We start from the raw sequence: 22,661 nt of genomic DNA, 5'->3' as shown, positions 1-22,661 counted from the left end.
TATAAAAAAACCTGTCTAATGACAGGTTTTTTATATTTTAAGATATGAAGTCTAGGAAACTGTAAGGCTCAGGTATCCAGCATATTTAAGATGAGTGCCATAACCTGTTCTGTTTTCTCTGCATGTAACCAGTGGCCTGCCTCAACCTCTTCAATCCGTGCAAATGGAAACTGCTGGTGAATTGCCTGAAAATGTTTTTCTTTGGAAATATAAGGTGACTTGCTACCTTTGATGAATAAGGTTGGAATGGATGAGGGCTCAATAGTTTCCCATGCCAGAATATTTGGGTAATTGTTCGCCAGAGCATCGACATTAAACAGCCAGTGCCCAGCCTTAAAGGATTTCATCAGGAACTGTATAACCATTTCTTCCTGAAGGTATTCACGCATAATTGTCATTGCTTCAGGTCTGGTTTGTACATCACTGGCTTCTACCGCTTTTAATGCCTTAAAAATCTGCTCATGTTCACCATGATTACTATGCACAGGTGAAATATCCAGTACGATCAACTTTTCTACCCACTCCGGTCTTAAAGCCGCAATTTTCATCACAACTTTTCCGCCCATAGAGTGCCCGATCAGAATGACTTTCTCCAGTTTAAAGGGTTCTAAAGTTTCGATTACATCTTGTGCCATCAGTTCGTAATTATGTTCGGCCGAATGACCAGACTGTCCATGATTCCTCAGATCCAGCTGAAAAATATCACGGTCTTTTATACCCCGCGCCAGCATATTCAAATTACTGTAACTACCAAATAAACCATGCAACAATACAACTGGAGTTTGTGTAGTGGCCTCAGAAGCAGTTTGTATATGATGATGTAATTGCACGAAACTATCCTTTGAATGGCTGAACAATAAGTTCAAGCATAACATGCCTGACTGTAAGCTCATGTGGCAAAAAATGTTTCTACAATAGTCCCCCTCTAGGTTTCAAGCCAGCACTTTATATTTACCAAATACACTCGAATTGTTTACCAAGTTGCATATTTCATTCCTTTAGAGTTGGCTAGATTAGTACCAAATTATTTTCTTATTTTTAAATTTAGTCATATTCAAATAATAAAGGAGCCTTGTCATGCCGGAACGCTATGTGCGCTACTATCCCGGAGTAGAACAAAAACAGCCAGATGAGGACCGTTTGATTCAGGAAATTGTCGAGCAGATGGCTGAAACAAACTGTAAAGTCTTTGATAAACACCGTCATGCTGTCCGTGATGCTCATGCAAAATCACATGGATTCTTAAAAGGAATTTTGAAGGTTCCTGAAAATTTGCCTGAACATTTGCGCCAAGGCCTGTTCGCTCACCCTGGCCATTATGATGTTATGGTGCGTCTTTCTGCTGCCCCGGGAGATTTGCGTAGCGATAAGATTCCGGCACCTCATGGCTTTGCTCTTAAAATTTTAAATGTTCCCGGACACCGGTTACTTCCTGATGATCCCAGTGATGGTCATAATCAGGATTTTTTAATGGTCAATATACCGGTACTGGCTTTCGGGACAGTACGAAAATACAAACAGATGCTGCCTTTCATTACCCAAGGCGAGCAGGCACCTGAGAGTATGATGCGCGGTATGCGTTCAGTATTACGTGGCGTTAATCAGTTAGTAGAATCTGCAGGAGTTCCCGCGCCTGCAACTTTGCAAGGTCTGGCTCGCAGCCAGAACCACATATTAGGTGAGACCTATCATACAATGGCTGCGTTACGCTATGGCGATTATATTGCCAAGATTAGTGTTGCCCCTGAGTCCGATTCAGTAAAAACACTTACAGGACAACAGATGCAGATTGAATCCGAGTCCACCATCCGTGATCTGGTCAGGGATTTTTTTAAACATAATACTGCTGATTACGTAATACGTGCGCAACTTTGTACTGATCTTGAACGGATGCCAGTTGAGGATGCAGCAGTTTTATGGCGTGAAGAAGAATCTCCACATCAGAATATTGGTATTCTGCATTTTCCCCAGCAGGATACTTTTGGTCCGGCCCGACGGGTGTATTCAGATGATGTCCTTTCTTTTAATCCTTGGCATGGAATTCGTGAACATCAGCCATTAGGGTCGATTATGCGGGTACGAATTCAGGCTTATGAACATTCCTCATCATTTCGCCATCGCATGAATGTACAGCCCCGAGCTGAACCGCGAAATATTGATGAGATGCCTGACTGATATAAACTTCTAGCTAAAGCTTTAATATGTTGATTTAACTGAATTACATTAGAAATAAACTTTAAGCAATGGAGCATAATAACTATGAAGAAACTGGTTGTTTTTTCTGGTGCAGGCATGAGTGCAGAAAGTGGAATTAATACCTTTCGCGACAGCAATGGACTTTGGGAGCAATACCGTATTGAGGAAGTCGCTACGCCTGAAGCCTGGTCCAAAAATCCTGAACTGGTACAACGATTTTATAATGAACGGCGTAAAAATATTCTTGATGCCGAGCCGAATGCTGCACATCAGGCTATTGCCAGTTTAGAAGATAATTTTAACGTCGAGGTGATTACCCAGAACATTGATGATCTGCACGAGCGCGCAGGAAGTAAGCGGGTATTACATTTACACGGGAATATTCGCCTGGCAAAAACATCAGGCCCGGACGCTCAATATACTGAAGAGTTTTATCCGGTTGACGGCTGGGAGCTTGACCTTCAGCAACATAAATGTCGGCAAGATTATCCTTTACGGCCCCATGTGGTCTGGTTTGGTGAAGCTGTGCCTGCTTATGAACAGGCCATTAAACTTGCAAGACAGGCTGATATTTTTATTGTGATAGGTTCAACACTGTCAGTATATCCTGTTGCAGCTCTGGTTAATGAGATTCCCGCTCATTGTGAGGCTTACTATATTGACCCAAAAGCCGATCATGTGCAGCTCCCTGAACAGTACCAGTTACTTTGCATGACTGCCACGGAAGGAATGCGGTATTTAACAGAAGAATTAAAACGCTTATAAGAATGTTTTTATTTTCTGTTTACTGAATTGCCAGCTAAATGTTCAGGAAAATACAGACTAAACCGGACCCCTTCTGGCATATTTTTAACTTCTGTTATCCCTTCATGAACACTCATAATTGACTGAACAATTGCAAGCCCTAAACCGCCAGAACGTCCTTGCTGGTGTCTGGCCGGATCACATTGATAAAAGCGTTCAAACAAATGTGGCAAATGTTGTTCAGCAATATATACATCATGTGTCAAAACATGAATTGCATTATATATTTTACCTGCCAGCGTTATCCGTTCAGCTATTATAGAAATATGGCCATTCTCTGTACTATATTCAATCGCATTGTTTAAAAGGTTGGAAACTGCTCTTTGAAACAATAAATAGTCAGCATGGATAAATGTAATCTTGAGGCGGCTGTTAATCTGCAGATTTTTTTCTTCAGCGATTAATTCGAAATATGCCAACAGTTCATTCAGACTACTTTTTAGGTTGATCTCTATAATGCTTAGGCTATTTTGAGAATGATCAGCACGTGCCAGAAATAGCATATTTTCAACCATCCGTTTCAGACATTCATATTCTTCCAAATGGGAAAATAACAAATCCTGATAATCGGCCTTTTCACGGTCTTGACTAAGCAGAATCTGCGTCTGTCCAATCAGATTATTTAAAGGCGTCCGAAACTCATGTGCCATATCTTCAGAAAAGCGGCTCAGTTGCTGATAACCTTGCTCAATCCGCTCCAGCATACTGTTCATGGCGGTAGAGAGTAGTCTGATTTCGTCACTTTGACTGGTTTCGCTGACACGCTGGTTCAGCTTTTGAATATTGATTAACCGGGTCTGCTCACTTAAATCTCTTAGTGGTGCAAGGCCATAATAACTGACTAAAGCACTCAATATACATACCGTCAAGATTCCTAGCCCAATGTAACCTGCAAGCTTTAAGGCAAAGCTATAAAGGACCTGCTCTCGCTCATCGAACTGCTTACCTGCAATCAGCAAATATTGCTGTCCCTGATAATTGATTGTTTTCCATGCCAACCTTGTAGTGGCCTGCTGTTTCTTATTATCAATGAGCCAGGTTTGTTCGGCTTTAGGCAAAATGGGTATATGAATCTGCAAGGGATTAATATAAATCAGAGCAGTTCCGTTCTGATTTTTTAATATAAGCAGATTATCCTGATTTCCAAGCATATTTTCATAAAGTTTGGGCCGCTGAATCAGGCTATTTAAATCGCTAGAATTTTGAATCAGGAGTTCCAGCCGCTCTACCCTGGCTCGCAATACTTCATCCTGCTGGCGCTTTAATACCTGATCCATACCATTGTAAGCCAGTAGACCTATCGCTAAAAACACTGCACAGGCAATACCGATAAATGATAAGCTCAGCCGAACTGCAAGCGAATGCCGGAATATACTCATGTGTTTGTATCAAGTTTGTAGCCCATACCACGTATGGTATGAATCAGTTTAGGCTGATAAGCATCATCAATCTTAGCACGCAGGCGACGTACTGCTACATCAACCACATTGGTGTCAGTATCAAAATTGATATTCCAGACTTGGGAAGCAATTTGGGTACGTGTCATGATTTCGCCCTGATGCTCAGCCAGAAATCTGAGTAAAGCATATTCTTTGTTGGTTAATTCAATAAGGTCCCGGTCACGGTAAACCTTGTGTTCGAGCAAGTCGATTTTCAGATTCTCGACCTGCAACTGTTCGACTACTTTAGCAGATGAACGCCGTAACAAGGTTTTAACTCTTGCCAGTAACTCAATATAGGAAAAAGGTTTTACCAGATAGTCGTCAGCACCCAGTTCCAGACCTTTGACCCGGTCCAAAACACTGTCACGGGCGGTCAGGAATAATACCGGAACTTCCGAAAACTGGCGCAAGGTCTGAATCACCTGCCAGCCATCAAGCTCTGGTAACATGACATCTAGGATAACCAAGTCAATTGCATGCTGTTCAAATAGCATAAGACCTTCCCGTCCGTCATGTGCAAGCCATATCCGATAACCTGACTCAGTCAGCCCCTTGGCCAGATAGCGCGCTATTTTCTGTTCATCTTCAATAATCAAGATATTCATTTCACAACCATTTTTCCATTACGCCTAAATGACAAATCTGTAATCTACTTGTCATCCAACAAGACCACATCTCTTTTTATTATGTTTTCAGGATTTAAGGAGATACTCATGTTAAAGCCATCTTACTGGCCTGTTCTGACGGCAAGCTTTTTTTTAGCTTCAGGTTTTATCACGACATTGTCTGCGAAAACACCTGAACCAATACAGCAATATAATTTAAGTCTAAAGCTTGCTGAACATTTAGCTGATCATACCATTACTGCCTGTCATGCCCAGCAAAAGAATATTGCAGTCGCGGTACTGGACCGGGGCGGCAATATACTGGTACTCAAACGTCAAGAAAGTGTTGGTCCACATAATGCCCTTGCGGCACAGCGCAAGGCTTATACTGCACTGTCCACCAAAACACGGACTTCTGTCCTGAACCGTAATGCTCAAAATAACCCTGAAGCCAGTAATTTGAACACCCTAAATGAACTGTTGCTACTCGGTGGCGGTATTCCGGTGACTTATAAAAATGAAGTGATTGGTGCAGTAGGAGTCGCAGGTGGAGGGGGTGCAGCACAAGATGAAGCATGCGCCGAACAGGGTGTCCAAAAAAGTTTATCACAGGAGTAAAAACATGAAAAAACTCATTATTGCCGGTTTAAGTCTATGTGCAGCCCAATTCAGTTTTGCTGCAGCTAATCCGCTCAGTGTGCATGTACTTAACCTGGAAACAGGCTTGCCTTCATCTAATGTTGAGGTCACGCTTGAAGAACAGGTTAAAGGAAAATGGGTTCAGATCAGTCAGTCTAAAACCAATGAAAATGGCCGTATTACTGCACTCTATCCGGAAAACAAGAATTTTCATCAGGGGCTTTATAAAGTTACCTTTAAAACAGGTGACTGGTTCAAAACACAGAAACAGGATACTTTTTTCCCCGAAATTCCAGTCATTTTCGAAGTGAATGGCACTGTACCCCACTATCATATTCCACTCCTACTCAGCCCTTATGGATATTCTACTTATCGTGGAAACTAATCAGTACTAAAATATTAGCCGGCGCTCTAGTTTAAGTCGCTGGTTTTTTATTGATCTCTTTGAATTTTAAAAATATAAATAATCTTATTTCTCAAGTTATTCTACGACTTTTATACCAAGATACTACAGATAAATTCTGGTCAGCTGCATTTATTTCCATTTTAATACGCTCCTAATGCTGAGTTTTTATTTGAAATCAGGTTTAGAGTCATAGGGAAGCTTTAACTTATTCTTATAACAAATTTTTCCCTTATACTTTCATTGGTTTATATATGAATAAACATGGTCTGATCTTTTAAAAACTCAGCTTTTTTACTTTAAGAATCTAGTCTTAAATTCTTAGGCTATTAGTATTTACCAGTTCAGGATACTTATGAAAAGCTCTGCTTCCCTATCTGCCTTTCCATATAAAAAACTTCTTCTGAGTGCCTGCATTCTTCAGGCAAGCTGGGCTCAAGCACAAGAAGTTGTACAGCTTGCACCAATTACGCTTGAGGCTACACGTACCGATACCAGCTGGCTTGAAACACCGGCATCTGTCTATCGTATAGAACAGCCACAAAATCAGAATAATCTGGATGTGAATCTGTCAGAAACCCTAAAAGGTGTTCCAGGGCTGCAGATTAATAACCGTGAAAACTATGCGCAAGATCTGCAAATTTCCATGCGTGGCTTTGGTGCACGTTCAACATTCGGGGTACGCGGTATACGCTTATATGTTGACGGTATTCCTGCCACCATGCCGGATGGTCAAGGTCAGACCTCAAATATTGATTTGGGCAGTCTCGACCATATAGAAGTATTAAGTGGTCCATTCTCTTCCCTGTATGGAAATTCATCTGGCGGGACTATTCTTACTACAACACGTGAAGGCAAAGGTCGTGATTCTGTTGAATTGGGTTATGCCGGAGGCAGCCATCATAAAAACAAAACCAGTCTGGTTTTACAAGGTGGTGCAGATAAAGCAGGTGAACCAAGCTATATCATCAGTTCATCTTACTTTGACACTGACGGCTTTCGGGAACATAGTGCAGCACGTAAAGTCCTGAACAATGCAAAGCTGAGCTGGAATCTAGAAGATGGTTCTCAAGTTAACTGGGTAGTTAACCATGTGGATATCAACGCTGATGACCCAGGCGGTTTAACCCGTCAACAATGGAAGGATGATCCGAGACAGCAGGCCAGCTTTATTCGACAGTTTGATACACGTAAGGAAATTCAGCAGACTCAAACAGGAGTAACGTGGTCAAAGCCAATTAATGATCAGCATGAACTTTATGGCATGGCTTATCTTGGCCAGCGCCATGTAATTCAATACCAGTCCATTCCAAATACTGCACAGGCCAACCCTCGACATGCCGGCGGTGTAATCGATTTTGAACGTATGTATTACGGTACGGATTTGCGCTGGACCGGTAAAGAGCTACTGCCAAATACTACCCTAAGTATTGGTATGGCACTCGATGCAATGGATGAAGACCGGCAGGGTTATGAAAATTTTGTACTGAATAACAATACACCACAATATGGCGTAAAAGGTAACTTGCGTCGTGATGAGAAAAATACTTTATGGAATATTGACCCCTATATTCAGGCTTCTTGGCAATTCCTGCCAGACTGGCGGGTAGACAGTGGTCTGCGTTATAGCAATGTGCATTATGAATCTAAAGATAAATATATTAAGGGTACCAATGAGGATGACAGTGGACAGACAGACTATCAGAAGCTTCTTCCCTCAATTGCATTAAGCTGGAATATCATACCGGATTCAACACTTTATATTAGCTATGCTAAAGGCTTTGAAACACCGACCTTTACAGAAATGGCTTACCCTACCTCAGGAACTTCGGGGATTAATTTTGATTTGAAACCAGCCAGCAGTGACAGTTATGAGCTTGGTTTCAAAACTCAGAATAATTGGGGCGATTTCAGTACGGCCATTTTCCATACTCAGACTCGCAATGATATTGTCTCGGCAGAGAGTAATAATGGCCGTAATACTTTTCAAAATGCCAAACGCACCCAGCGTGAAGGTATTGAGTTGTACTGGAATAAAAACTTGTGGCAGGAGCTTTATGCACAGGCAAGTTATAGTTATCTAAATGCCAAGTTTGATGCAGATATTCCTGGCTCAGACAGCCGTGCAACCGTATATAAAGGCAATATCATACCGGGAATTGCCAAAAATCAGGCCTATATCGCTTTAAACTGGCAACCCGAAACCGGCTTTCAGGCAGGACTTGATGTTCGCTACAATGATAAAATTTATGTAGACGATATTAACTCTGATACTGCACCAAGTTATACAGTTATGGCTGCAAATATTGGCTATGTATGGAAAAATGCTGACTGGAAAATCAATACTTTTGCCCGGGTAGATAACTTGCTTGATAAAGATTATGTAGGTTCAGTAATAGTAAATGATGGGAACAAACGTTTCTTCGAACCCGCAGATGGCCGCAACTGGAGTGCTGGTTTAAAAATGATCCGATCCTTCTAGTACTGTATAAAGACCGGCAAAAGCACAGCACGTTAAAAGGCAGGACTGATTTTTATTCCTGCCAATCTTTGTTAAGATGCGGCATCGATTTTCACCTGTTTTTGTTGATTCTTTATGACCGCGACCTATCAAGCCCAACTTGAAGCAAAAATTCAGCGTATTTCTACTCAATTTGCCGAATTTAACCCGCCTGCCCTGGAAGTATTTGAATCACCTGAACAGCATTTCCGGATGCGTGCTGAATTCCGTATCTGGCATACCGATCAGGATATGTTTTATGCCATGTTTGAACGTAATCCTGAAGACCAGCAAAAAACAGTTATTCGTGTAGATGAATTTCCAATTGCAGATCACAGCATTAACCAGCTTATGCCGGTTTTACTTGCAGAATTCAAAGCAGACCCTCTGCTTGAAAAACGTCTGTTCGAGGTTGATTTTCTGGCAACTTTAAGCGGTGAGATGCTGGTTACACTGATTTATCACCGTAAACTCGACAATGAGTGGGAAAAGGCAGCAAGAACTCTGGCAGAAAAGTTAAATATTAAGATTATTGGGCGGAGCCGCGGTCAAAAGCTGGTATTAACTGATGACTTTGTTGTAGAAGAATTACAGGTATTAGAACAAAAATTTAAATATAAACAGATTGAAGGTGGTTTTACTCAGCCTAATGCAATTGTCTGCCAGAAAATGCTTGAATGGGCATGTAAAGCTGCCGAGGCATCACAAAAGCATCTTTTGGAACTCTATTGCGGTAATGGTAATTTTACGCTACCGCTTTCTTTAAAATTTGAGCGGGTGCTGGCAACCGAGCTGGCCAAAAGTTCAGTTTATGCAGCGCAATGGAATATTGAGCAAAATGGAATTAACAATATCCAGGTGGCCCGCCTCTCAGCTGAAGAGTTTACCCAAGCTTTCAATAGTGAACGTGAATTCAGACGTTTGCAGGAAGCAGAAATTGACATTCAGAGTTATGAGTTCGATACTGTTTTTGTTGATCCGCCACGTGCAGGAATCGATCTGGATACTTTAAAATTATTACAACGCTTTGACCGGATTATCTATATTTCCTGTAATCCTGACACCCTGCATGATAATCTTAAAATCTTATTAGAAAGCCACAAAATTTTAAAGTTTGCCATGTTTGACCAGTTTCCATATACCCATCATGTGGAGACAGGTATTTTGCTGGAAAAGATTTAAACAATTTGTATCATATGTAAAAGAGATTATTTTTATAATCTCTTTTTATTTTATAAAAAATATAACTAATACATATAGTTGTAAGTTATAAGATTTCTCCTCTGTCATAAAACTGTTAATTCATAACAGTAAAATTAAAAGTTTTAACTGTTGAGCTCATCTTTTAAGACCTAGGATGACTTGTATTTTATTTTAATTTGGCTATATTTCCGCATATGTTAGGTTGATTAATATAAATTTATGAGTTTTTGGCAAAAGCTGTTCTCCGCAGACCAGCAACAGAACGCACATAAAAACCAGGTTGTTTGTGTCGAAAATGATTGTGCATGTAAAAGCAATGCACAACTTTTGGAAGCGTTGGCGAAAGCCACCAATGAAGATGTCATCGCAGGGATTACCCGGGTATTGGTATCACGTGGTTATAGCCGCAAAGAATTGAGTGAAATTTCTCATCATCCAATTCAGTAAAATGCCTTGCTGGAAACAACCATAAAAAAGTCCTGTTTATATACAGGACTTTTTATTAACAAACATCTAATCATATAGAATAACAAGATTTATTCAGGCAGATTGCAGGGTTAGATTATTCCATTGCTCGAGCTGCTGTACCACACTGGAAAAGTCACTTTCTGAGGGTAGATTATTACTAGCTGAACGATACAGCTGCTGTGTTAACTGCAAAACCGGCATTATAGTTTGAGTAGTGCCTGCAAGCTGTGTAGCAATAGTGGCATCTTTCGCAAGCAGGTTTAATGCAAAAGTTAAAGGAAATTCACGACTCAACACGCGTTGTGCAAAAATGTGATGAGACATATTACTTTGACCGCTTGAGGCATTAATACATTTTAGGGCTGCATCCAGTTCGACCCCTTGGCTTTTTAAATTACACATACCTTCAGCCAATACCCATAAATTTGCTGCCATTAAAATATTGTTTACCGCTTTTACTGCAAATCCCGAACCACTGTCGCCTACATGTTGAATCAGACCGGCAAAAGTTTGAATGGCCGGGTTTGCCTGCTCTAGCATATTCGGGTCTCCACCAACCATAACGGTTAAGGTGCCCTTTTCTGCCCCTATAGTCTGTCCTGAAACTGGCGCATCAAGATAGGTTACGCCCTGCTCTTTTAATTGTTGTTGTAGCCGCTGTGCTGATTGTGGCTCTCCACTGGTACAATCTACCCAGATACTACCCGTTTTAGGTTGTGCCTGTTGAATAATCTCCTCAACCTGCTTACTGGTAGGTAAACAGGAAAAAATAATATCGGCCTGTCCCGCTTCTTTAAGACTGGTAGCTTGTGTTGCGAACACTCTGGCATGTTCTTTGGCCTTGCTGGCAGTACGGTTCCAGACCCGGACATCTGTATATGCTTTGGTCAAATGGCCTGCCATATGCCAGCCCATTGCACCCAAGCCAATGAATGCTACAGATTTTATTGTCATAGTTACTTCCATAAAAGATAAGGTTTTTTAAAAAGTGATAAATTTTTTATCAACTACTTTGTATCTGTACTGTTCTAGATTTATTCTTTAACGGGCATGGCAGGTGAAGTTAAAGGTGTTGTACCTGAACCAGTTTTAAGAGTCCGTGTTTCACGATTAAAAACCAGATTCATCAGAATTGCAGCAAAGGTTGCAGTACCAATTCCGCCTAAATCAAAGTTGCCAATATGCAGAGAATAATTACCTGCGCCCATAATTAGAGCGATCGCAGCGACGATCATATTGCCATTCTTGCTAAAATCTACCTGATTACTAATCCAGATACGTGCTCCTGCGATCGTAATTAGACCAAAAACTACAATTGAAGCACCGCCCAGAATTGCTACTGGAATGGTGCTGATCAGACTACCGAATTTTGGGGATAAACCTAACAGGATTGCAAAAACACCAGCAATAACAAAGACAACAGTAGAATAAATTTTAGTGGCTGCCATTACCCCAATATTTTCAGCATAAGTCGTCATGCCCGTACCACCTACTGAAGCTGAAAGTGTGGTACATAAACCATCTGCAAAGAAAGCCCTTCCCATATATGGAGAGATATTTTGCCCGGTCATCGCACTGACCGCCTTAAAGTGGCCGAGGTTTTCAGCAATTAAAATGATAAACACAGGTGCGATCAATAAAATGGCATTAAGCTGGAATACCGGCTGATGAAAAGCAGGTAAACCGAACCAGGCCGCATTGGAAATAGCATTAAAATCGATTGGTTTGCCTAAACCCATGACATTGGCGCAGACAAAGTATATCGCGTAGGACATGACCAGACCGATCAGTAATAGTAGACGACGAATCATGCCTCGGGTAAAAACGGCAATCGTACCAATACATAAAATAGTTACAAGTGCCATCCATGCATCGAAATTATTGGCTGAAACACTTTTAATGGTAACCGGGGCTAGATTTAACCCGATAATCATGACAATTGTACCGGTTACTACAGGTGGCATCAGTTTCTCAATCCACTGAGTACCGGTTCGCATGACCATTAAACCTACAATTGCATATAAAACTCCACATACAATTGTTCCGCCTAAAGCAAGCGCAATATTGGGATTACTGCCAGCTCCAGCATAGCCAGTGGCTGCAGCTACGGCGCCAATGAATGCAAAACTTGATCCAAGATAACTCGGCACATGGCCGCCTGTAATGAGGAAAAATAAAATCGTACCGATACCCGTAATGAGCATCGTCAGGCTCGGATCAAAACCCATCAATAGAGGGGCCAGAATAGTTGCTCCAAACATGGCAAAAGCATGCTGGGCGCCCAGTACCATGCTTTGCCCTACTGGCAGATATTCATTCATTGCTACAGGCGTTTTTTCAAGATTTCCCCGATAGGGACACCATCTGACAAACCAACGTTCTTTCATGTCTACTACCCCCAAAGTTTATTTTTATTTCTGCAATAGATTTAGTGGTGTTGAGTAAGCTGGTGATAGGCGCGGTCAAAATAAACCAGACTGCGAGCTCCTGATTTTTGTTGAATACTTAGTACTTCACAGAAAAAAATATCATGTGTACCTACGCTACTGATCTGTTTAACCTGACAGTCAAAAGCCAGCATGGCGTCTTGCAATACCGGTGAACCAGTCGTCAGGGTTTGCCATTCGCCCTGTGCAAAACGCTCTGCCATTGGTGTTTTGCCGCCGAACAGATTACTTAGATTTTTATGCTCCAAAGCGAGCGTGTTAACACATAACACCTGATTCTGCTTGAAAGTTTCATAGACTGATGCATTACGGTTCAGGCAGACCAATAATGTAGGTGGCGTATCGGTTACACTACATACAGCAGATGCAGTAAAGCCTGCACGTCCTGCTGGCCCGTCGGTACTGATAATATTGACTGCTGCCGCCAGACTGCTCATGGCATTTCTAAATAACTGCTGGGTTTCATTTAAAACCGGTTTTTCTGCGGCTGATGACTTTTCTGACTTCATCAGAGATGCCGAAAGTTTTGTACTCACTGCCAGATCTTTTGCTACAACTGAATTCATGTGTAATTCTCCTCAATAGTAGAAAGATGCCAGGTTCGTGCGGTATTTTTTAGCCCTTAATCTGTTCTAGCATCTTTCTAAATATGGTCCATGATGCGATTAGCTAATATGAGCAACCGAAGCAATTTCAATCAGAGCTTCCGGCTTCACCAGCCCGCACTGGATACAGAAACGGGCTGGTTTTTCATTTGGGAAAAATTCTCTATAGACAGTATTGATGGCAGCATAATCTGCCCAGTCTTTTAAAAATATGGAATTAAAGGTCACATCATCCATCGTACCGCCCGCTGTCTCGATGACATTCTGGATGGTACTAAGTACATGTCGGGTCTGGGCAGCAGCATCCCCTACAAAGACCACCTCATTATTTGTGTCTAAGGGTAAGGTACCGGATACATACACAATATTGTCGGCCAAGGTTGCTGGAACGTAAGGTGCCAAAGGCGTACCAGTACCTTCTGGTATAATTACTGTTTTTGCCATGTTTCTTCTTCCAATTTTTTTATTTAAAAAATAACTTATGCTGCTGAGTTCTGGGACTGTTTTTGACTAAAACACTGTTGCATGCTGGCTACATCAGAAACCCAGCCAAAAAAAGTTTTAACGTTATATAAAGTGGCTTCATGCGCTTCACGCGGACCAGCCTGATAGCAGGCATCATCAAGTAATACACCGAAGTATTCCAGGAAGAAGCCATCTCTTAAGGTGGACTCTACGCAGACATTGGTCGCAATTCCGGTGAAGAATAAATTACGGATACCGCGTGCACGCAGCACACTGTCCAGACTAGTATTAAAGAAACCGCTATAACGGGGTTTATCGATAACAATATCACCCGTTACAGGCTTTAGCTCATCAACCAGCTCATAGTCCCAGCCGCCTTTAGCCAGTAATTTTCCCTGTAACTCCGGTTGCTTACGCATGGTTTTCAGGGCATTTGACTTATGGAAATTTGGCGAACCTGCTCCGCCAGCTTCTATATAATGCTGGTCCCAGCCATTTCTGAAATAAATCACCTGAATACCTGCGTGATGGGCAATATCTACAGCTTTTTTAATTTGCTCAATGACTGGTTGTGTAGAAGATACATCAAAACCGGCCAAGTCCAGATAACCACCTGAACTGGCATATGCATTTTGCATATCTACAATAATCAATGCTGTCTGTTTGGGGTCGAGCTTGATTGCCTCGGGGGCAGCATTCAAAATCGGTGCAGAATCTGAAGTAAAGTCGGCACATATGGCTGATTTCATATTCATGCGCTTTTCTCCAGTGCAGTGACCTGGCTTGGTACAGGGCTATCTACTTCAATACGACTTTTCATCAGTGGCTGAATTCGGGTTCCGAAATCTTCTACACCTTTTATAAAATCATCAAAAGTCAGAAGAATACCGTCTGTACCTTGAACTTCTGCAATTTCATCAAGCATGGCAGCCACTTTTTCATATGAACCTACTAGAGTACCCATATTGATATTGACTGGAGATACACTGGAAGCCATGTGCCTTATATTGGTGTCATTACCTGAAATCTTGTCTTTTCCGCCTTGGTCCTGTAACCACTGGATAGCTTGCATGTCCGCCCCATTATTATAGTTTTGCCATTTTGCCTGAGCCTTTTCATCAGTTTCATCAGCAATGACCATAAACAGTACATAAGTCGAAACATCACGGCCTGTCTTATCTGTCTGTGTTTTTAGACGTTCATTAATACCGGCATAGGCCGTTGGAGTGTTTAAGCCCTTACCAAAAACAAAATTATAATCGGCATACCTTGCCGAAAATGCCAGTCCTTCATCAGACTGGCCTGCACAGATAATTTTCATGTCTGCCTGAGGCACTGGCTTCACCTGGCAGTCATCCATCTTGAAAAAATCACCTTTAAAGTCAGAGTGGCCTGTTGCCCATAACTCTCTTAATACCTGCACATATTCTGAAAGATATTCATAACGTTTACCAAAGTACTCGTCTCCCGGCCACATACCCATCTGGCTATATTCTGGCTTTTGCCAGCCAGTTACTACATTCAGACCAAAGCGGCCATTAGAAATGGAATCAATTGTGGAAGCCATTCTTGCTACAATTGCCGGTGGCATAACTAATGTAGCAGCTGTTGCATAAATCTGGATTTTGGACGTAACCGCAGCCAAGCCAGCCATTAATGTAAATGTTTCCAGGTTATAATCCCAAAATTCAGTCTCCCCCCCGAAACCGCGCAACTTGATCATGGATAAAGCAAAGTCAAAACCGTAATGTTCAGCACGCTGTACGATTTCTTTATTCATTTCGAAACTTGGTTGATATTGTGGTGCTGTTTTCGAGAGCAACCATCCGTTATTACCAATTGGACAAAAAACGCCGACTTTCATATTCGTACCTCTCTTTTAAAACTTCTCGAGTAAAAGGACCAAGTACATCAGTTCTTCTTGCTTGTATTTTTATTAATGCAAGGTACATGCCAATATTTTTTATTATTTAATATCAATATATTAATAAAAAATTGAGGTATTATTTTTTTTACCATTTAGTCTAAATAGGTGTATCAAAAAGTATCACGCGCACAAAATATGTGCATACAGTGCAAAATTTAAAGGTTTTTGAAAATAACTAATAAGATGAGTAGTTTTTATAGAATCTTAGACTGGCTCTATCCAGAATAGAAATGAATAACAGAGTTAAACCAAGTTTAAATATCAAGCGCACCATGACGTAAAAAACAGCGGTACATTACTCGGAAAGGTATTAAAATTATTTTTAAGATCTATCTTGAGTTGTATAAATATAGAGAACATTATTAAAAATCAGAATTAGGGCAGTTCTATTAAATATAAATTCTGTGAATAAAAGGAGTAATCTGTGCTTTAAAACGCAATACCACTGCAACAGTGGCTTTGTTAAGCTTCTTATGAAATATAAGTTTTCCAAGAAAATAATCGAAGCATACTAATAAATATAAATTAGATAAGGGCTCAAGAGCAGTATTTTTAATTAGATAGTGCATCAGGAACAAAAGTATAAGCATCCTTGATTAATCGCAGCAGGAATGTATTCAAAGCTAATTTTTTAACTATTAATAATTTATTTAAGATTTAGTCTTTTGATTTTTTAGAATTACTCGAGCAGCAACAACGCGTATGTTCCTGCTCGATAGGCTTTACAGTATTTTGCAGATTTTTTCAAAATTCAGTCGAGGTAACCGCTCAAACAATTTTTCTGTAGCTCCATAGCCAATATTAATCAGCAGGTTAGATTTCCAACTGGTGCCTGCAAAAAAAGTTTCATCAATTAAAGCTGGATTAAAACCGGACATTGGACCGGTATCTAGCCCCAAGCTCCGACAGGCCAAAATCAGATAAGCTGCTTGCATGGAACTGTTACGAAAAGCCGTTTCATGTGCAAGTTCTGGACTTGAAGTAAACCATGACCGGGCATCTCCATGTGGGAAAAGTTCAGGCAGCTGCTCATAAAATTCTGCGTCATAAGCTACTACCACTGTTACAGGCGCGCTCATTGTCTTTTCCAGATTCCCAGATGATAGGGCCGGTTTAAGTTTGGCTTTGGCTTCGGCCGATCTGATAAACAAAAACCGCGCAGGTGAACAGTTTGCCGAAGTGGGAGCCATTTTCACTAGATCGTAAATCTGCATAAGCTGCTCATCGCTTACATCACGTTCCTGCCATGCATTATAGGTACGTGCTTCAGTAAATAACTGCTTGAGTACATCCTGCTCTAGGCCTTGCTGATAAATTGTCATTTTCTACTCCCTATATCAGATTAATCTGTTGTTTTAGTTAAAAATTTAATTAGTATCTCATTTACGCTTTGAGCTTGGGTTATGGTACTGGCATGACCGCCATTTGGCATTAATTCCAGTTCAGCATTTTTAATCAGCTTGGCAAGTGCCAGCCCCCGCTTCCATGGCACCAGAAAGTCATCCTGATTGGTTAACACCAGAGTAGGATTTTGAATCTGACGCGCCACTTCAAAAGGTTGATAATTCTGTAATGCATGAAGCCGTTTAAAGACATTTTCTAGAGGTGCAAAAATACCGATCATTTTGTTTTCCTGTTCATTCAATTGCAGTGAATGTGCGGAAATCCAGGCAGGCGGATATAAAAATAAGGCCTGAGCCCGTATATAAGCTTCAATACCTGCATATCGAAGTAAAGCAATACGGGTACTAAAACACTTTTCAGTATGCGGATCGAGCCGGTCCCAAGCATTAATCAGGACCAGTCTATTGACCAGTTCAGGATAGAGCCGCACAAGTTCCATGCCTATAAACCCACCTAGGGCATGTCCTATAAAATGACAGTTTTGCTGTTTGTGCTGTTTTAAAATTTTTGCCAGCTGCTCTGCCAGATGCTGTATGGAATAGTTTTCCGGTAATTCTGGACTCTGCGGTCCTATACCTTCATGGTCATAGCAAATGACCTGAAAATATTCTCTTAATGCTTCAATCTGCGGCTGCCAAAAATTCGCGTGGCCACCTAGACCCGAACTAAGCACCACTGTCTGAACAGAATGGTTTTTACAGGGATAAATTTCAACAGTCATACACTCATCTGCTTTAGTTGAATTGATTTATTCCCAGCAAAAAGCATACCAGTTTTAACCAAACGGTCAATTTTCCATGAAGCGTTAAATGAAAAATATTTTTATTTTAAAAGAATTGTATAAGCCACCCTTAACAGTTTTTTATTTTTTCTAAAAAATCTGAATATTCAATAAAAGTGTTAAAACGCGCTATATTGTGACAGCCTACACTAATTTTAGGTATAATCCTGACCCTGCTTTCAATAAAGTAATCCCAACGATTTATTGGAATAAAAACAATATGCATTCACGACGCGTAAAACGCTTCACTGTTGGAGCGCATTTAATTGTTAAACATTTTGGCTATACTCACCATGGTATTTATGCCGGGCGTGGTCGTGTGATTCATTATTCTGGTTTTGCCCATCTATTTAAAAAACATCCTATCGAAATGACCTCACTCAAGAACTTTTCTCATGGCAAGAGAATTTCTGTACGCCACTATGAAGCTCCAAAATATAGTGGCCGCACGGTAGTTAGACGTATGCGTTCCCGCATGCATGAGAATCAGTATCATCTTATTATTAATAACTGTGAGCATTTATGTAGCTGGGCCATTACCGGGGTTGAGAGCAGCCCGCAAGTGGTGAAGATGATGAATCGTCTGACAACTATCGGTTATGTCAGTTCAATCATGAGCTATATGAACAGTATGATGATTACCGTGGCTACCACATGCTTTGCGCTGGTATTGTATATCAAGAAAAAACTGAGGGATAAGGCAAAAATGCAGATTCCTTCTTATCTCATCTATAAACAGGAAGAAAAAAAGTAGTCTAACGGGTTTTATTGTTTAAAAAGATAAGTGGTTTCATTGCATATTGAAATAGCAATTGCAGAATGATTGCTGCAATTATGGCAAGGATAAGCGCAAACCAGAAATTCATATATGGCCATGCCATTACCAATATAAAAAAGAAAAGTACAAGCGAATATAAGCCCCGTACTGTACCCCGATATAGAGTAGTGACCGCGTCGGCACCTTGTGTAATATGCGTAAAAACGGCCAGAATCGAACCAATAATTGGAAAAACTGCCAGTAATCCACTCCATGTTCCACCCACCAGATCAGCAGCCTGTGTAACTATCAGCGTGAATACTCCACCTGCTAACATTCGTACCGGCAGATCTCTTGCATGAGCTGCAGGTCGATACACCCAATTTTTCCGAGGTAATAAGTACGGTGTGAAGACCAAACCGAGTAATGCTATACAAAGGGCAAGATAAATATTTTGTGGTAAAAGTACCAGAAAGCTAGAAATAACACTCCAAACCAGCGTTGCCAGAAGAAAAGTCATCCACCAGTTAAGTTTCAGACTTAATCAGCAATAGGCTATCCCAAAACTCAGTAAGGCAATTACACCGGTAACAGCTGCTGTCGCAGTATATATACCAAACCCAACCCCCTGCTCTAAAGCAACCAGCATCACTATCGGGCCAGCAACTACTGGCATACCGGCCAATATGCCGGCAACCGTTGTTCCCCAGCGCCGGCCGGCCAGACTGACCAGTAAGATAAAAGCAGGCACTATTAGCAGCTTTAACCATATCATATTTATATTATGCCCTTTAAAAAAGAAGCCTCTTTCACAAGAGGCTTCTTTTAAGCTTATTTACCCGGTTTAAAACTGTCTCTCAAATCGAGAATTCTATTAAATACCGGTTTTTCAGGAGAATGGTCATAACGATCGGCCACAAAATAACCTTCACGCTCGAACTGGAAACGGTCTTCCGGTTGAGCTTGTGCCAGTGCAGGTTCAATTACAGCCTGAAGCACTTTGAGTGATTCAGGATTAAGGTTAGCCAGGAAGTCATCTCCAGTTTCCGGATCTGCTTCAGTAAACAGGCGATCATAAATACGGACTTCTGCCGGTATACCTTGAGTTGCAGAAACCCAGTGGATAACACCTTTTACTTTACGCCCTTCCGGATTTTTACCCAGAGTTTCTGTATCAATTGAACATTTCAGTTCTACTACCTTACCGCCTTCATCTTTAATAACTTCATCGCATTTAATGACATAGGCATGACGTAAACGAACTTCACCGTCTGGTATGAGGCGTTTAAAACCTTTTGGCGGCACTTCTTCAAAATCTTTACGGTCAATATAGATTTCGGATGTCAGCGGAATGCTCCGCTCACCCATATCTACATTTGGATGGCGCGCATGAACCAGATCCATGGCTTCTGCCAGATTAGTTAAAGTTACTTTAAGTGGATTTAGTACTGCCATACCACGTGCTGCACTATTTTCCAGTGACTGACGGATGCAGAACTCCAGCATTGCCACATCAACAATACCGTCAGTTTTCGAAACACCTACTCGCTTGCAAAAATCACGCAATCCTTCTGGAGTAAAACCGCGACGGCGCATACCCACAACTGTTGGCATTCGAGGGTCATCCCAGCCATGTACATGCCCACCTTCTACCAGCTTACGCAGTTTACGTTTTGAAGTAATAGTATAGTCGACATTCAGACGGCTAGATTCGTACTGGCGCGGTACAGCGGGTGACTGGACTTTCTCGACGACCCAATCATAAAAAGGACGGTGGTCCTGGAATTCCAGAGTACAAAGCGAATGTGTGATGCCTTCAATCGCATCAGACAACGGATGGGCATAATCGTACATCGGGTAGATTTTCCATTTATTGCCTGTTTGATGATGCTCAGAATGCAATACACGATACAGAATCGGATCACGCATGTGGACATTTGGTGAAGCCATATCAATTTTAGCGCGGAGCACCGCTTCACCTTCACCCAGTTCACCATTACGCATCTGCTCAAAGCGTGTCAGACTCTCTTCAACACTTGCATCACGATAAGGTGAGTTTTTGCCTGGCTCTACAAAAGAGCCACGATTTAACTTAATCTGTTCTGGAGTCTGCAAGTCTACATAGGCATCGCCCTGCTGAATCAACTGAAGCGCCCATGTATAGAGCTGATCAAAGTAGCTTGATGCATAACGCGGCTCACCTTCCCATTGAAATCCAAGCCATTTCACATCATTAGCAATGCCATCTACATATTCCTGCTCTTCGGCATCTGGATTGGTGTCGTCAAAACGCAAGTTACATGCACCCTGATATTCTTCTGCAATTCCAAAGTTCAGACAGATAGCCTTCACATGACCAATATGCAAATAGCCATTCGGCTCTGGTGGGAAGCGGGTGATTACTTTCTGGGTACGCCCGGCAGCCAGATCATCACTAATGACCTGACGGATAAAGTCTAAGCCTGCCTGTTGTTGTTGCTGCGCTTGATCGACTGTGGCTTCATTATTTGGTGTCGGGTTATTTGGCAGGGATGAAACAACATCATTGGGCTTCATAATAGATAATTCACTTCTAAATCAAAAAATGAGGATAATTAAAACGCTATTCAGTTTTTTTAACAAAGAAAATAACGTTTTTACTTGCCTTGTAGTTTACAGTTTGCTTATGCTTCTCTCAACCAAAAAACCCATGGCATTTTTGTCCATGTTCAGGAGATTAACCAATGAGTTTTCCTCAAGTCGAATTAAACACCAATAAAGGTCGTATTGTTCTTGAGCTTAATACTGAAAAAGCACCTAAAACTGCTGAAAACTTCCTGCAATATGTTCGTGACGGCTTTTATGACGGCGTTATCTTTCACCGTGTGATTGACGGTTTCATGATCCAAGGTGGTGGCTTCGACGAAAACTTTAAAGAAAAAGCAACTCGCGATGCAATCGAAAATGAAGCAGATAACGGCCTGAGCAATGACGAAGGTACGATTGCAATGGCACGTACTCAGGCTCCTCACTCTGCATCTGCCCAGTTTTTCATTAACGTGAAAAATAACTCTTTCCTTAACCATACAGGTAAAACTGCTCAAGGTTGGGGTTATGCAGTGTTCGGTAAGGTTGTTGAAGGTATGGACGTTGTTAATGAGATTAAAAATGTCCGTACTGGTAACCGTGGTTACCATGCCGATGTTCCTCTGGAAAATGTTGTAATCGAATCTGCTAAAATTATCTCTGAATAATTTTATGCAGGACACCTTGTGACCTATCTGTTTATTTCAGATTTACATTTGTCATCTGAACACCCTCGACTTGTTCGGGGGTTTTTAGACTTATTAAAACATTATGCAAACCAGCATACCCAGCTCTATATTTTAGGAGACTGGTTTAATGCCTGGATCGGTGATGATTATTCCGCGCCTTGGCTGGATGAAATTGTTCAGGCTTTACAGCAGTTCCATCAAGCTGGTAACACTATCTATTTTCAGGCCGGAAATCGTGACTTTGCCCTAGGCCAAAAATTCTTGGACCAGTTTCACGGTGTTCTATTGCCAGATATATATCAGTTGAGTATTGGTGCTTTAGCGTTCCGGCTAGAACATGGAGATGCACTTTGTACTGATGATATATCTTATCAACGCTTTAAAAAAATAATTCGCAACCCGCTTTTGCTGGGCTTTCTAAAACGTCTACCACTCGGTCTTAGACAAAAGCTGGCCAATGGATTCCGTCAAAAAAGTGCTGAGACCAAGCAGACCAAAGCTTATGAAATTATGGATGTTAACCAGCATACAGTTGAGCAGGTTCTGGAAAATTCTGATATTTTGATTCACGGCCATACACATCGCCCTGCCATTCATGAAATATATAATAAAAAGCGTATTGTGCTGGGTGACTGGAGAGAGTGTTCTGCTCAAATTCTGGAGATAAATCCGCTAGCAGAGCAAATAGAGTTAAAGTTGATAAGCTGGAATTATTAAACAAACAATATAATCCTGCTTCTTTAAGATAAAAATTGATTGAA

General features: G+C 41.3%; 22 protein-coding genes and 1 pseudogene. 10 read left to right on the top strand and 13 right to left on the bottom strand.

The features are described from left to right. Positions 1-68 precede the first annotated feature (68 nt). On the bottom strand, positions 69-830 hold the full coding sequence (locus tag B3R63_RS07175; RefSeq protein ID WP_005020022.1) for an alpha/beta fold hydrolase: 762 nt from the start codon (positions 828-830) through the stop codon (positions 69-71). A 247-nt stretch (positions 831-1,077) separates the two neighbouring features. On the opposite strand from B3R63_RS07175, the gene B3R63_RS07170 reads away from it, so the two are divergent. Together B3R63_RS07170 and B3R63_RS07165 are read left to right on the top strand one after the other, a co-directional pair. Then, positions 1,078-2,175: a catalase family protein gene (locus B3R63_RS07170; RefSeq protein WP_286729425.1), complete on the top strand. Its 1,098-nt coding sequence runs from the start codon at positions 1,078-1,080 to the stop codon at positions 2,173-2,175. Positions 2,176-2,259: 84 nt separating this feature from the next. Further along, on the top strand, positions 2,260-2,961 hold the full coding sequence (locus B3R63_RS07165; RefSeq protein WP_286729423.1) for an SIR2 family NAD-dependent protein deacylase: 702 nt from the start codon (positions 2,260-2,262) through the stop codon (positions 2,959-2,961). Positions 2,962-2,969: 8 nt separating this feature from the next. Here B3R63_RS07165 and B3R63_RS07160 read toward each other — a convergent pair whose 3' ends face one another. Together B3R63_RS07160 and B3R63_RS07155 are read right to left on the bottom strand one after the other, a co-directional pair. Further along, entirely contained in the window at positions 2,970-4,379 is a 1,410-nt protein-coding gene (locus B3R63_RS07160) for a heavy metal sensor histidine kinase (RefSeq protein ID WP_286729420.1), read from the bottom strand. Then, a complete protein-coding gene (locus tag B3R63_RS07155) occupies positions 4,376-5,047 on the bottom strand; it encodes a heavy metal response regulator transcription factor (protein WP_286729417.1) in 672 nt (223 codons plus the stop codon). The genes B3R63_RS07160 and B3R63_RS07155 overlap by 4 nt, the downstream gene beginning before the upstream one ends. 108 nt (positions 5,048-5,155) lie before the next feature. On the opposite strand from B3R63_RS07155, the gene B3R63_RS07150 reads away from it, so the two are divergent. The 5 genes from B3R63_RS07150 (at position 5,156) to B3R63_RS07130 (ending at position 10,239) form a co-directional block, all read left to right on the top strand. Beyond that, positions 5,156-5,665 carry a GlcG/HbpS family heme-binding protein gene (locus tag B3R63_RS07150; RefSeq protein ID WP_005406349.1) on the top strand — a complete coding sequence of 170 codons (510 nt, stop codon included), beginning with the start codon at positions 5,156-5,158 and terminating at the stop codon, positions 5,663-5,665. A gap of 4 nt (positions 5,666-5,669) precedes the next feature. After that, entirely contained in the window at positions 5,670-6,071 is a 402-nt protein-coding gene (gene uraH / locus B3R63_RS07145) for a hydroxyisourate hydrolase (RefSeq protein ID WP_005406363.1), read from the top strand. Positions 6,072-6,444: 373 nt separating this feature from the next. Then, a complete protein-coding gene (locus B3R63_RS07140) occupies positions 6,445-8,571 on the top strand; it encodes a TonB-dependent receptor family protein (protein WP_286729412.1) in 2,127 nt (708 codons plus the stop codon). 114 nt (positions 8,572-8,685) lie between these two features. Next, on the top strand, positions 8,686-9,771 hold the full coding sequence (trmA, locus tag B3R63_RS07135; RefSeq protein ID WP_286729411.1) for a tRNA (uridine(54)-C5)-methyltransferase TrmA: 1,086 nt from the start codon (positions 8,686-8,688) through the stop codon (positions 9,769-9,771). Between the two features lie 240 nt (positions 9,772-10,011). After that, positions 10,012-10,239, top strand: coding sequence for a hypothetical protein (locus B3R63_RS07130; protein WP_005020007.1), 228 nt, complete (start codon positions 10,012-10,014; stop codon positions 10,237-10,239). A 93-nt stretch (positions 10,240-10,332) separates the two neighbouring features. Here B3R63_RS07130 and B3R63_RS07125 read toward each other — a convergent pair whose 3' ends face one another. The 8 genes from B3R63_RS07125 to rutD all read right to left on the bottom strand — a co-directional run bounded on the left by B3R63_RS07125 (position 10,333) and on the right by rutD (position 17,829). Beyond that, positions 10,333-11,214, bottom strand: a complete 882-nt coding sequence (locus tag B3R63_RS07125; RefSeq protein ID WP_101160702.1) for an NAD(P)-dependent oxidoreductase — start codon at positions 11,212-11,214, stop codon at positions 10,333-10,335. Positions 11,215-11,294: 80 nt separating this feature from the next. Next, the gene (locus B3R63_RS07120; RefSeq protein ID WP_286729409.1) at positions 11,295-12,647 is read right to left on the bottom strand and encodes a solute carrier family 23 protein; all 1,353 of its coding nucleotides are present in this window, start codon (positions 12,645-12,647) and stop codon (positions 11,295-11,297) included. Between the two features lie 41 nt (positions 12,648-12,688). Next, positions 12,689-13,273, bottom strand: a complete 585-nt coding sequence (gene rutF / locus B3R63_RS07115) for an NADH-dependent FMN reductase RutF (protein ID WP_414630836.1) — start codon at positions 13,271-13,273, stop codon at positions 12,689-12,691. Positions 13,274-13,372: 99 nt separating this feature from the next. Next, on the bottom strand, positions 13,373-13,756 hold the full coding sequence (gene rutC / locus B3R63_RS07110; protein WP_286729406.1) for a pyrimidine utilization protein C: 384 nt from the start codon (positions 13,754-13,756) through the stop codon (positions 13,373-13,375). A gap of 35 nt (positions 13,757-13,791) precedes the next feature. Continuing rightward, a complete protein-coding gene (rutB, locus tag B3R63_RS07105; protein WP_286729403.1) occupies positions 13,792-14,532 on the bottom strand; it encodes a pyrimidine utilization protein B in 741 nt (246 codons plus the stop codon). Then, on the bottom strand, positions 14,529-15,641 hold the full coding sequence (rutA, locus tag B3R63_RS07100) for a pyrimidine utilization protein A (RefSeq protein WP_286729400.1): 1,113 nt from the start codon (positions 15,639-15,641) through the stop codon (positions 14,529-14,531). Before rutA ends, rutB begins: the two co-directional genes overlap by 4 nt. A 785-nt stretch (positions 15,642-16,426) precedes the next feature. Further along, positions 16,427-17,026 (bottom strand): malonic semialdehyde reductase, encoded by a 600-nt coding sequence (locus B3R63_RS07095; RefSeq protein WP_286729398.1) that lies wholly within the window; start codon positions 17,024-17,026, stop codon positions 16,427-16,429. A 20-nt stretch (positions 17,027-17,046) separates the two neighbouring features. Beyond that, positions 17,047-17,829 (bottom strand): pyrimidine utilization protein D, encoded by a 783-nt coding sequence (rutD, locus tag B3R63_RS07090; RefSeq protein ID WP_286729395.1) that lies wholly within the window; start codon positions 17,827-17,829, stop codon positions 17,047-17,049. Positions 17,830-18,109: 280 nt separating this feature from the next. Between rutD and B3R63_RS07085 the strand changes: the two genes are divergently transcribed. Next, positions 18,110-18,643, top strand: a complete 534-nt coding sequence (locus tag B3R63_RS07085) for a lecithin retinol acyltransferase family protein (protein WP_286729392.1) — start codon at positions 18,110-18,112, stop codon at positions 18,641-18,643. 1 nt (position 18,644) lies between these two features. Here B3R63_RS07085 and B3R63_RS07080 read toward each other — a convergent pair. Next, a pseudogene (locus B3R63_RS07080) lies at positions 18,645-19,421 on the bottom strand (hypothetical protein). Positions 19,422-19,477: 56 nt separating this feature from the next. After that, positions 19,478-21,202 (bottom strand): glutamine--tRNA ligase/YqeY domain fusion protein, encoded by a 1,725-nt coding sequence (locus B3R63_RS07075; RefSeq protein WP_286729389.1) that lies wholly within the window; start codon positions 21,200-21,202, stop codon positions 19,478-19,480. A gap of 167 nt (positions 21,203-21,369) precedes the next feature. Between B3R63_RS07075 and B3R63_RS07070 the strand changes: the two genes are divergently transcribed. Further along, the gene (locus tag B3R63_RS07070) at positions 21,370-21,879 is read left to right on the top strand and encodes a peptidylprolyl isomerase (RefSeq protein WP_005019994.1); all 510 of its coding nucleotides are present in this window, start codon (positions 21,370-21,372) and stop codon (positions 21,877-21,879) included. Between the two features lie 18 nt (positions 21,880-21,897). Then, positions 21,898-22,617, top strand: coding sequence for a UDP-2,3-diacylglucosamine diphosphatase (locus tag B3R63_RS07065; protein WP_286729386.1), 720 nt, complete (start codon positions 21,898-21,900; stop codon positions 22,615-22,617). The last annotated feature ends 44 nt before the right edge of the window (positions 22,618-22,661 follow it).

It is taken from the genome of Acinetobacter sp. UBA1297, from assembly GCF_002307755.1.
Lineage (GTDB): Bacteria > Pseudomonadota > Gammaproteobacteria > Pseudomonadales > Moraxellaceae > Acinetobacter > Acinetobacter radioresistens.
Note: the sequence above shows the minus strand (reverse complement) of the source record. Positions and strands in the feature narration are given on the sequence as shown.

Bases quoted from the DNA above. Each gene is read 5' to 3' on its own strand.
- B3R63_RS07075 (WP_286729389.1), bottom strand. From the start codon at position 21,202: ATGAAGCCCAATGATGTTGTTTCATCCCTGCCAAATAACCCGACACCA.
- rutA (WP_286729400.1), bottom strand. From the start codon at position 15,641: ATGAAAGTCGGCGTTTTTTGTCCAATTGGTAATAACGGATGGTTGCTC.
- B3R63_RS07125 (WP_101160702.1), bottom strand. From the start codon at position 11,214: ATGACAATAAAATCTGTAGCATTCATTGGCTTGGGTGCAATGGGCTGG.
- B3R63_RS07085 (WP_286729392.1), top strand. From the start codon at position 18,110: ATGCATTCACGACGCGTAAAACGCTTCACTGTTGGAGCGCATTTAATT.
- B3R63_RS07070 (WP_005019994.1), top strand. From the start codon at position 21,370: ATGAGTTTTCCTCAAGTCGAATTAAACACCAATAAAGGTCGTATTGTT.
- B3R63_RS07095 (WP_286729398.1), bottom strand. From the start codon at position 17,026: ATGACAATTTATCAGCAAGGCCTAGAGCAGGATGTACTCAAGCAGTTA.
- rutC (WP_286729406.1), bottom strand. From the start codon at position 13,756: ATGGCAAAAACAGTAATTATACCAGAAGGTACTGGTACGCCTTTGGCA.
- rutD (WP_286729395.1), bottom strand. From the start codon at position 17,829: ATGACTGTTGAAATTTATCCCTGTAAAAACCATTCTGTTCAGACAGTG.
- B3R63_RS07170 (WP_286729425.1), top strand. From the start codon at position 1,078: ATGCCGGAACGCTATGTGCGCTACTATCCCGGAGTAGAACAAAAACAG.
- B3R63_RS07155 (WP_286729417.1), bottom strand. From the start codon at position 5,047: ATGAATATCTTGATTATTGAAGATGAACAGAAAATAGCGCGCTATCTG.
- B3R63_RS07120 (WP_286729409.1), bottom strand. From the start codon at position 12,647: ATGAAAGAACGTTGGTTTGTCAGATGGTGTCCCTATCGGGGAAATCTT.
- uraH (WP_005406363.1), top strand. From the start codon at position 5,670: ATGAAAAAACTCATTATTGCCGGTTTAAGTCTATGTGCAGCCCAATTC.
- B3R63_RS07165 (WP_286729423.1), top strand. From the start codon at position 2,260: ATGAAGAAACTGGTTGTTTTTTCTGGTGCAGGCATGAGTGCAGAAAGT.
- B3R63_RS07130 (WP_005020007.1), top strand. From the start codon at position 10,012: ATGAGTTTTTGGCAAAAGCTGTTCTCCGCAGACCAGCAACAGAACGCA.
- B3R63_RS07150 (WP_005406349.1), top strand. From the start codon at position 5,156: ATGTTAAAGCCATCTTACTGGCCTGTTCTGACGGCAAGCTTTTTTTTA.
- B3R63_RS07140 (WP_286729412.1), top strand. From the start codon at position 6,445: ATGAAAAGCTCTGCTTCCCTATCTGCCTTTCCATATAAAAAACTTCTT.
- rutF (WP_414630836.1), bottom strand. From the start codon at position 13,273: ATGAATTCAGTTGTAGCAAAAGATCTGGCAGTGAGTACAAAACTTTCG.
- trmA (WP_286729411.1), top strand. From the start codon at position 8,686: ATGACCGCGACCTATCAAGCCCAACTTGAAGCAAAAATTCAGCGTATT.
- rutB (WP_286729403.1), bottom strand. From the start codon at position 14,532: ATGAATATGAAATCAGCCATATGTGCCGACTTTACTTCAGATTCTGCA.
- B3R63_RS07160 (WP_286729420.1), bottom strand. From the start codon at position 4,379: ATGAGTATATTCCGGCATTCGCTTGCAGTTCGGCTGAGCTTATCATTT.